8 protein-coding genes are annotated in these 7,253 nt (G+C 32.1%); all 8 read right to left on the bottom strand.

The window, feature by feature from the left end; translation table 11 throughout:
- Positions 1 to 114: 114 nt before the first annotated feature.
- Positions 115 to 381: an HPr family phosphocarrier protein gene (locus JOC47_RS15140; RefSeq protein WP_204703260.1), complete on the bottom strand. Its 267-nt coding sequence runs from the start codon at positions 379 to 381 to the stop codon at positions 115 to 117.
- Between the two features lie 36 nt (positions 382 to 417).
- Entirely contained in the window at positions 418 to 1,149 is a 732-nt protein-coding gene (gene nagB / locus JOC47_RS15135; protein ID WP_204703259.1) for a glucosamine-6-phosphate deaminase, read from the bottom strand.
- A gap of 202 nt (positions 1,150 to 1,351) precedes the next feature.
- Complete coding sequence (nagE, locus tag JOC47_RS15130) at positions 1,352 to 2,773, bottom strand: N-acetylglucosamine-specific PTS transporter subunit IIBC (RefSeq protein WP_204703258.1); 1,422 nt, start codon at positions 2,771 to 2,773, stop codon at positions 1,352 to 1,354.
- Positions 2,774 to 2,823: 50 nt separating this feature from the next.
- Complete coding sequence (locus tag JOC47_RS15125) at positions 2,824 to 3,303, bottom strand: PTS sugar transporter subunit IIA (protein ID WP_204703257.1); 480 nt, start codon at positions 3,301 to 3,303, stop codon at positions 2,824 to 2,826.
- Positions 3,304 to 3,315: 12 nt separating this feature from the next.
- Positions 3,316 to 4,458, bottom strand: a complete 1,143-nt coding sequence (gene nagA, locus JOC47_RS15120; protein ID WP_204703256.1) for an N-acetylglucosamine-6-phosphate deacetylase — start codon at positions 4,456 to 4,458, stop codon at positions 3,316 to 3,318.
- 23 nt (positions 4,459 to 4,481) lie between these two features.
- Complete coding sequence (gene murQ, locus JOC47_RS15115; RefSeq protein WP_204703255.1) at positions 4,482 to 5,357, bottom strand: N-acetylmuramic acid 6-phosphate etherase; 876 nt, start codon at positions 5,355 to 5,357, stop codon at positions 4,482 to 4,484.
- A gap of 14 nt (positions 5,358 to 5,371) precedes the next feature.
- Complete coding sequence (locus tag JOC47_RS15835) at positions 5,372 to 6,115, bottom strand: GntR family transcriptional regulator (protein WP_204703254.1); 744 nt, start codon at positions 6,113 to 6,115, stop codon at positions 5,372 to 5,374.
- Positions 6,116 to 6,353: 238 nt separating this feature from the next.
- The coding region (locus JOC47_RS15105; RefSeq protein ID WP_204703252.1) for a methyl-accepting chemotaxis protein at positions 6,354 to 7,253 on the bottom strand (900 nt) is incomplete at its 5' end.

Genomic DNA, 7,253 nt, shown 5'->3' with positions numbered 1-7,253 from the left:
GTTCTTTCTTCATAATCTATCTCATCTTCTAAAACCAACACTTCCGCAATAGCTACGCCTGGGGAAGCTGCTACCCCTGTTAATTGTTGACTCATTTTCAGCCCCCCCTTTTTTTTATTCTTCACCAAAGCCACTTTCGATTAATTCTACTACTGCCTTAACAGCTTCTTCTTCGTCCTCACCATCAGCCTGAACTTCAATTTCTGCATCTTGACTAATTCCTAAACTCATAACTCCCATAATACTCTTGGCATTAACTTCTTGTCCATCATATACAATTTTAACATCTGCCTCATAACTACTAGACTCATCTACTAACATAGAAGCTGGTCGAGCATGTAAACCCGTTTCATTTGAAATTACTACTTTATCTTTCATCATTCTTATTCCCCCACTGAATTATTTTTTATGATCTTATTATTTACTTATTAATTTAGCTGCATCTTTATCAACTAAAATAGTAACATCAGAATGTAGCTGTAATAAAGAAGCAGGATGTTCGGTTGTAATTTCTCCATTAATTGCTTTCTTAATTGCCTGAGCTTTTTGTTTTCCACTAGCTAATAACAGTATCTTTTGAGCTTTCATAATTGAACTCATACCCATTGAAATTGCTTTTTTAGGAACATCATCTATTGAATCAAAAAATCTACTATTATCATTAATTGTCTCATCATTAAGTTCTACAACGTGAGTATTTGTCCTCAACTTATTATCTGGTTCATTAAAACCAATATGCCCATTTTTACCAATACCGAGCACCTGCAAATCAATTCCACCATAATCATTTATTTTTTGGTCATAGTCTTTACAAACTTGCTTTAGATCATCTTCTATTCCCGAAGGAATATTTATATTATCTTTAGGCACATTCACCATCTCAAAGAAATTATCAAACATATAATAATTATAACTTTGAGGATGGTCAGCAGCTAACCCTACATATTCATCTAAATTAAATGTTACTACTTTTTCAAAATTAACTAAGTCTTCTTCATACATTTCCACCAATTTATCATACATTCCTAGAGGTGTAGAACCAGTAGCCAATCCTAAATTAGAATCAGGCTTTAAAATAACTTGACTAGCTATGATACTAGCAGCTTTAACACTCATTTCCTTATAGTTTTCTAAAACTTGTAATCTCATTATTCTTCCCCCTCATTATCTCTGTTTAAATAAAGTGCAGTCTCAATACCTATAATATAGCAGTTCACTTAATGAATCTCTATTATAATCTTCAAATCAAACAATTATAAAATTATTATTTCCACATTTTATAGAATATCAAGGCTGCACTCTGAAAAAATTATTTAATACCTAATTAAAAATTCTATTTTTTTTCGATTAATTACTTTAACTCTTTATTAATTGCAATAGCAATTTTTTCTGCTTTAGTACCAACTACTACTTGAACAGTTTCTTCATCTAGTTTAATAATACCACTAGCTCCTAGTTTTTTAAGACCAGCTTCATTTAATTTATTAGTATCTTTAACACTTAATCTTAATCTAGTAACACAGGATTCAACCTCTTCTAAATTATTTTCTCCTCCTAAATATTCAATATACTTCTGAGCTTTATTACCACTACCAGAAACAGAGTTATCTTGACTTTCACCTTCGTCTGGCATAACACTCATATCATTATCAATTTCATTTGCTCCCACTCTACCTGGAGTTGGTAAATCAAACTTTTGAATTGCAAACTTAAACAAGAAATAATAAATGGCAAAAGTAACAATACCCATTGGAATTAATAAAATAGGCTTAGTTGCTAATCCATAATTCAAAACATAATCAATCGCACCTGCAGAAAATCCAAAACCATGTTTTATACCAAAGATATAAGTTACTGCCATTGAAACCCCACTTAATAACGAGTGTATAACATATAAGAAAGGTGCTAAAAACATGAAACTAAATTCAAGCGGTTCTGTAATACCAGTTAAAAATGAAGTAAATGCTATACTAAATAATACACCCGATACCTCTTTTTGGTGTTCATCTTTTGCTGTATGATACATAGCTAAAGCAGCTGCAGGCAATCCAAACATCATAATTGGATAAAATCCAGCCATAAAACTTCCCGCATTAGGATCTCCAGCAAAAAATCTCGATAGATCTCCAGTTACTACTTTACCAGCTTCATTTGTATACTCCCCAAATACAAACCAAATAAAACTATTCATTACATGGTGTAACCCCAAAGGAATTAAGGCTCGATTTAAAACCCCATAAACGAATACACCTAAAGCACCCGCTCCAATAATCCAACTACCTACTGCTTCAATAGCAGCTTGAATCGGGGGCCAAGCATAACCAAATATTCCAGCTAACAGCACACAGGTAGCTCCAGTAACAATTGGAACAAAACGTTTCCCAGCAAAAAAACCTAAATAATCTGGTAAATCAATATCATGAAAACGATTATATAAAGCTCCTGCAACAACACCAGCAATAATTCCAGCTAAAACCCCCATATTAATATCTTCATTAATTGCCTGAGTCCCTTCAGTAATTACAAAGTATCCAACAGCACCAGCTAAACCTGAAGCTCCAGAGCCATCAAATGATATACCAATTGCTACCCCAATACCAAATAGTAAAGCTAAATTACTAAAAATAGCCGATCCAGCAGCTTCTACAAATGATATGTCTAAAACGTCTCCAGCACCTAACCTCAATAATAATGCTGCAGCAGGCAAAACAGCGATAGGTAACATTAGAGCTTTACCAATCCTTTGAACTTGACTAACAATTTTTTTCTTCATTTGAATTCCCCTCTCTTTTTTGATACTTAGTTTGGTTTTTATTTATAGGATTATAAACTTATTTGCAGTATTTTATCTTTTCCAGATGCAACTTTTTTATTTGAATCTATAACTTGATTCACTTCAAAAGAATTAGTTATTACTATTGGAGTAACTAATGATGGAGCATTTTCTTTTAAGAATTCTCTATCTATTCTGATTAATTCATCACCAACATTTACTTTATCACCGTCTTCAGCTATTCTTGTAAATCCTTCTCCGGCTAATTTCACAGTATCAATTCCTATATGGATTAAGATTTCTACTCCTTCTTCTGTTTCTATACCAACTGCATGATTAGTATCAAACATTTTTACTATTTCTCCTTCACAAGGAGAAACTACTACATCATTACTAGGGTCAATTGCTATACCATCTCCTAACATTTTTTGTGAAAAAGCAGGGTCAGAAAGTTCTTCTAATTTAACTATTCTACCATCCATAGGAGCAAATAAATTTATCTTGTCATCTGATTTAAAAACATTAAACATATTATCTCTCCTCTATTTTAAATTATTATAGACTATCTTTCCTTCAACAATTGTTGTTTTAATATCTAGTTCATTATCAAATATAGTGATGTCTGCATCTTTACCTGGTTTGATACTTCCTTTATTATCATCAATCCCTAATATCCTAGCCGGATTTAAAGTAACTAATTTAACAACATCTACAAATTCAAGTCTACTATATTCATTGAAGTTTTTAACAGCTTTATTTAAAGTCAAAATACTGCCTGCTAAAGTTCCATCATCTAATCTAGCCGACCCATCTTTTACTGTTACTTTTTGGCCTCCTAATTCATAAATGCCATTTTTCATACAACCTGCCCGCATAGAATCCGTAATTAAATTAACTTTACTTGCTCCTTTAATATCCAATAACAAATCAAAATTATCTGGGTGTACATGTATTTTATCAGCTATTAGATCACAAGTGATATCAGTATTAAACACAGCTCCTACTACTCCTGGTTTACGATGATGAAAAGAAGACATAGCATTAAAAATATGAGTAGCATGAGAAATACCTTTATCAATTGCTTTTACAGCTTCATCATATTTAGCATTCGAATGACCTATTGATAATACAATATCCTCATTTTTTACTTGCTCAATAAATTTATAGCCTTGATTAACTTCAGGTGCTAAAGTAATCATTTTTACTACATCAATATAGTCTTCAATAAATTCATAGTTCGGTTCTTGAATATAACTAGCATTTTGAGCACCTTTATATTCTTCATTAATAAATGGTCCTTCCAAATGAGCTCCTAAAACTTTAGCCCCTTTTACCTTCTTACTCATAAAATCTTTTATTACATCCAAAGCTTGATGAGTTGATTCCTGATCCATAGTCATTGTAGTCGGTAAATAAGAAGTAACTCCCTTCTTTGAAATAACTTCACTTATAGTAGATAACGCTTCTTCATTTCCATCCATAGTATCATATCCTTTGGCTCCATGAATATGAAGGTCTATAAATCCTGGGGCAATATAATTACCTTTAGCATCTATTAACTCAACATCATTTTCTACTATTTTTTCTGACTCAACAATCTCAACTACCTGCTCATCAAAAATCAATACTTTATCATTTAAAATTTTATTCTCAGTTATTATTTTGCCATTTTTTATCCCCATCATTACTATCATCTCCTAGCATAAGACTACAAAACAGATTGATTGATAATCCCATTTTTCTCTTTTATAAATTTTTTAGCCTCTTGTACCCCGCACTCTTTTTCAATCATAACTATTGCCAACTTAGCATCATAATCACATTTCTCTAAAACCTCTAATATGGACTCTTCATCTGCATCTGTTGCTAATTGTACAATCTTTTCAACTCTTCTTTTCAGCTTTTTATTAATTGGCTGTACATTAATCATTAAATTACTATAAACTTTTCCTAATTTAATCATGCTAGCAGTACTTAACATATTTAAAACCATTTTCTGAGCTGTGCCTGCCTTCATTCTAGTAGAACCCATAATAACTTCTGGACCAACATCAACACAAATACACTGCTCACAATTATTTTTCAATTCCCCCTCAGGATTACAAATCAAAGCAATATTAGTAGCACCAATTTGCTTAGCATATTCAATAGCTGCAATAGCATATGGAGTATTTCCACTAGCAGTTATTGCTACTACAACATCTTGTTCAGTTAGATTTTTTTCTTTTAAATCATTTACTGCTAACTCTTGGTCATCTTCTGTACCTTCTAACCAACCACTTAAAGCTTCTTCTCCTCCAGAAATAATCCCTTGTACTAATGAATCTTTGACACCAAAAGTAGGTGGACACTCCGAAGCATCCATAACACCTAATTTCCCACTAGTTCCACTACCAACATAAAATAGTCTACCATCATTTTTTAAACTATTTACTATTAAATCTACTGCTTGAGCTATATTCTTTTTCTCCTTTTCTACTGCTAAAGCAACCTTTTTATCTTCATTATTTATTTTATTTATAATCCCTAATGAATCTAATTTATCAATATCTAGAGTGTCTTGATTTCTTTCCTTTGTTAGCATCATATCACTCCTATTTATTTCAAAATGACTTCATGTTCAAAGTTATCACTTCTATAAATAGCTTTAGTATACTCAATAATCCTTTCTTCCTTTAAATAAGTTGTTCTTCTAAACAATAAAGCTAAAGCTTTAGAACTTATAGTCAATAATTCTCCCTCATTTTCTGTCACCATTATTGGTTCTACAGTTTGTCTTGCTTCTTCTAACTGATGACCATATTTTTTTCTAAATATTTCATATAAAGAAGCTCCAGTTAATACTTCCTCAGTCAAATCTGGTACAAGATCATAAGGTATCCAAACTGTTTCTAAGGAAAAAGGCTCTTTCTCTACATACCGAAGTCTCTTAACTTTAATTACTTGTTCAATTTCAGTTGGTAATTCTAAATGTTTTCGAATGTCATTACTAGCTATTTCTAAATCAAAATCAACTATTTCTGTTTTAGTTTCTAAACCTTTTTCCTTCATTTCTTCAGTAAATCCAGTTAATTCAGAAAGCTCATGTTTCATTTTGGGCTCCGGTTCAGCAACAAAAGTTCCTCTCCCTTGTTCTCTATATAATAAACCTTCATTAACTAAAGCCATCACTGCTTTTCTTGCCGTCATTCTACTTATACCATGAACATCAACTAATTCTCTTTCCGTCGGAATTGGATCACCTGGCTCTAAAACTTCATCTTTTATTTTCTTACTTAAGATTTCTTTTAACTGATGATACAAAGGTAACGGATTATCTTTAGATACTTTTTCTTCACTCATACTATCTCCCCCTTTTTTGAGCATACAACATTACTATATATCGTTATGTTGTATATACCATTCATCTTTACATTAAGTATAATAAGTTTATTCTTAATTGTCAAGCTTCTAATCGACAAAATTATTAAATTATATAAAAAAAACATAAGCAGATTCCATTAATTCTCTTAAAGGGGGAGAGAAAAATTAGGAACCTGCTTATGTTAAATCTTTATATATTAAATTTTTAACTTATCTACTATACTTCAAATTGACTCACTAACACATTCAACTGTTCTGCCATACTATTTAACTTCTGACTAGAGTTAGTGATCTTATCCATAGCATCATTCTGTTCTTCTGTAGCATCTGATATTTCTTGGCTACCTGCCAATAGTTCTTGACTGTGCTTAGCTACTTGCTGTACTTCTTCGTTTACCTCTTCAATTCTAGATACTATCTTTTGAAAATAGTCTTCAGTCTTATTTGCTGCATCTACTCCAGAATCAATTTGATTATTATTTTCTTTAATAGTTTCGACTGCTTTATCGGTTCTAGAAGTCAACTTTTGAATGATATTTTTAATATTATCAATCGAGCTTTGCGTCTTTTCTGATAAGTCTTTAATTTCTTCGGCTACAACGGCAAAACCATGACCGGCTTCTCCTGCCCTTGCTGCTTCAATGGAAGCATTTAAAGCTAATAAGTTTGTCTGCTCTGCTATATCAGAAATAACATTTACAATATCATCTATCTCTTCAGAGGCATCCTGCAGTTCATAAATTATCTCGATTGAATCTTCAGAAGTATCAAGAATCTGATTCATCTTAGTTTGCGTATCATTCATCTGCTCTAAACCATCTTGAGCTAAATCCTTTACTTCCTCTGCATTTTGCGCCATTGCCTGCGAGTTGTGATCTACATGTTCAACTGTATTTAATAGACTCTGAATCGAAGCCGACACCTCTTCTAAAGCACTAGCTGTTCTTTGACTAGAATTATTTAGTTCATTACTTACTGTCTCTGATCTATCTCCAGTTTGAGTAACGCTTGTAATCATACCTTGAAAGCCAGCTAACATTGTATTTATATTCTGTGCTAAAGTACCAAATTCATCATCACACTCCACTTCAATCTCAGTACTTAAATCACCTGCTGC

This window comes from Halanaerobacter jeridensis, assembly GCF_016908315.1.
In the GTDB taxonomy this organism is placed as follows: domain Bacteria; phylum Bacillota; class Halanaerobiia; order Halobacteroidales; family Halobacteroidaceae; genus Halanaerobacter; species Halanaerobacter jeridensis.
Note: the sequence above shows the minus strand (reverse complement) of the source record. Positions and strands in the feature narration are given on the sequence as shown.

What these genes read in the sequence shown, in the direction of transcription:
- nagA (WP_204703256.1), bottom strand. Translation starts at nt 4,458, where the DNA reads ATGATGGGGATAAAAAATGGCAAAATAATAACTGAGAATAAAATTTTA.
- JOC47_RS15125 (WP_204703257.1), bottom strand. Translation starts at nt 3,303, where the DNA reads ATGTTTAATGTTTTTAAATCAGATGACAAGATAAATTTATTTGCTCCT.
- JOC47_RS15140 (WP_204703260.1), bottom strand. Translation starts at nt 381, where the DNA reads ATGATGAAAGATAAAGTAGTAATTTCAAATGAAACGGGTTTACATGCT.
- JOC47_RS15835 (WP_204703254.1), bottom strand. Translation starts at nt 6,115, where the DNA reads ATGAGTGAAGAAAAAGTATCTAAAGATAATCCGTTACCTTTGTATCAT.
- nagE (WP_204703258.1), bottom strand. Translation starts at nt 2,773, where the DNA reads ATGAAGAAAAAAATTGTTAGTCAAGTTCAAAGGATTGGTAAAGCTCTA.
- murQ (WP_204703255.1), bottom strand. Translation starts at nt 5,357, where the DNA reads ATGCTAACAAAGGAAAGAAATCAAGACACTCTAGATATTGATAAATTA.
- nagB (WP_204703259.1), bottom strand. Translation starts at nt 1,149, where the DNA reads ATGAGATTACAAGTTTTAGAAAACTATAAGGAAATGAGTGTTAAAGCT.